2 protein-coding genes are annotated in these 2266 nt (G+C 51.5%); both read left to right on the forward strand.

The genetic code is table 11. The annotated features are described in order from the left end of the window. Positions 1-148: 148 nt before the first annotated feature. Positions 149-1279 (forward strand): M14 family metallopeptidase, encoded by a 1131-nt coding sequence (locus ACTHUT_RS18280; RefSeq protein ID WP_250600183.1) that lies wholly within the window; start codon positions 149-151, stop codon positions 1277-1279. Positions 1280-1353: 74 nt separating this feature from the next. After that, positions 1354-2214 (forward strand): prolipoprotein diacylglyceryl transferase, encoded by an 861-nt coding sequence (lgt, locus tag ACTHUT_RS18285; protein ID WP_070592167.1) that lies wholly within the window; start codon positions 1354-1356, stop codon positions 2212-2214. Positions 2215-2266 lie beyond the last annotated feature (52 nt).

Consider the following 2266-nt stretch of genomic DNA (forward strand, 5'->3'; position numbering starts at 1 on the left):
GCCTTTATCTTAATCCCAAAGGCCGTCTGAAACAATATTTCCAAGCGCTTGAAATCCTGTTAAATCAGTTAAATGGTTGAAACCAGCCTCATGCAAACGGTAAAATGACGGTTTGCTTCGGCCTCTTCGCCGATTACTAAGGATACCCATGATGAAAATCAGCACCCAATTCGATGCCGGTTCGGTCGTTGTCAAAGACTTGAGCAACCCTGCCGATATCCGCCTCGCCCTGCGTCCCGACAATGCTTCGGAGTTTGCCCAATGGTTTTACTTCCGTTTGCAGGGTGCGGCCTATCAAAACTGCGTGATGCATTTTGAAAATGCGGCGGACGCGGCGTATCCTTTGGGCTGGGAGGACTATCAGGCTTGCGCCTCTTACGACCGCCAAAATTGGTTCCGTGTGCCGACCAGCTACGAAAACGGCGTGTTGACCATCAACCATACGCCTTTGTCCAATAGCGTTTACTACGCTTATTTCGAGCCTTATTCCTACGAGCAGCATTTGAACCTTTTGGGCGATGCGCAGGGCAGCGGCTTGTGCCGTATCGACGATTTGGGCAGCACTGTTCAAGGCCGCGACATCAATCTTTTGACCATCGGCAACCAAGTCGAAAGCGACATGAAAGTCTGGATTATCGCCCGTCAACATCCGGGCGAAACCATGGCGGAATGGTTTGTCGAAGGTTTGCTGGGCCGCCTGCTTGATCCGCAAGATCCGACCGCGCGCATGCTGCTTGACCGCGCGACTTTCTACATTGTGCCGAATATGAATCCGGACGGTTCGGTTTTGGGTAATCTGCGCACCAATGCCGCCGGCGCCAACCTCAACCGCGAATGGGAAGCCCCGACTTTGGAGCGAAGCCCCGAAGTCTTTACCGTCCGCGAAAAAATGATGGAAACCGGCGTGGATTTGTTCTTGGATATTCACGGCGATGAAGGTCTGCCGTTTGTCTTTGTGGCCGGTACCGAAGGCGTGCCGAACTACAACGAGTGCATCGAAGCTTTGGAAGACCAATTCAAACTTGCGTTGCTCAATGCCAGCCCCGATTTCCAAGACGATTACGGCTATGACAAAGATGCGCCGGGTCAGGCAAACATGACTTTGGCGACCAACTGGGTCGGCAATCATTTCAACTGCCTTGCCTATACTTTGGAAATGCCGTTTAAAGACAATGCCAACCTGCCGGACGACGATTTCGGCTGGAACGGCCAACGTTCGCTGCGCTTGGGCGAGGCAATGTTGTCTGCTATTTTGAATGTGGTTGGCGATTTGCGTTAAACCATCCGACACCGCATACAGGCCGTCTGAAAGTTCAGGCTTTCAGACGGCCTTTGAGATAAGGAGCACACATCATGATAATACATCCCCAGTTTGATCCGGTGCTGATCAGCATCGGCCCGCTTGCCATCCGCTGGTATGCCTTGAGCTATATTGTCGGCTTTATCCTGTTTACGATTTTGGGCCGCCGTCGTATCGCGCAGGGCAATTCTGTGTTTACTAAAGAAACACTCGACGATTTCCTGACTTGGGGTATCCTGGGCGTCATCTTGGGCGGCCGTATCGGCTACGTTTTGTTTTATAAATTTTCCGACTATCTTGCCAACCCTTTGGATATTTTCAAAGTTTGGGAAGGCGGCATGTCGTTTCACGGCGGCTTCTTGGGCGTGGTCGTTGCCATGTGGCTGTTTGGCCGCAAGCACAACATCAGTATCTTGAAATTGATGGATACCGTTGCGCCGCTCGTACCGCTGGGCTTGGCTTCCGGCCGTATCGGCAACTTTATCAACGGCGAACTTTGGGGTCGCGTGACCGAACTCAATGCTTTCTGGGCGATGGGTTTCCCGCAAGCGCGTTACGAAGATGCGGAAGCTGCGGCGCACAATCCTTTGTGGGCCGAATGGCTGCAACAATACGGTATGCTGCCGCGCCATCCGTCTCAGCTTTACCAATTTGCCCTTGAAGGCATTTGCCTGTTTGTCATTGTTTGGATTTTTTCTAAAAAACCGCGTCCGGCCGGTCAAACAGCAGCATTGTTCTTGGGCGGTTACGGTTTGTTCCGCTTTATTGCCGAATTTGCCCGCCAGCCTGACGACTATCTCGGTCTGTTGACCTTGGGCTTGTCCATGGGTCAATGGTTGAGCGTACCGATGATTGTATTGGGTGTGATTGGTTTTGTTTGGTTTGGCCGTAAAAACAGTGTTGCCAAAGCATAAATAAAACAATAAATAAAGGCCGTCTGAAAACCTTTTCAGACGGCCTTTTTAT

The sequence above is a fragment of the Neisseria sp. P0022.S010 genome, assembly GCF_051956635.1.

Excerpts from the sequence above, each read along its gene's own strand:
- ACTHUT_RS18280 (WP_250600183.1), top strand. The coding sequence starts at position 149 with ATGATGAAAATCAGCACCCAATTCGATGCCGGTTCGGTCGTTGTCAAA.
- lgt (WP_070592167.1), top strand. The coding sequence starts at position 1,354 with ATGATAATACATCCCCAGTTTGATCCGGTGCTGATCAGCATCGGCCCG.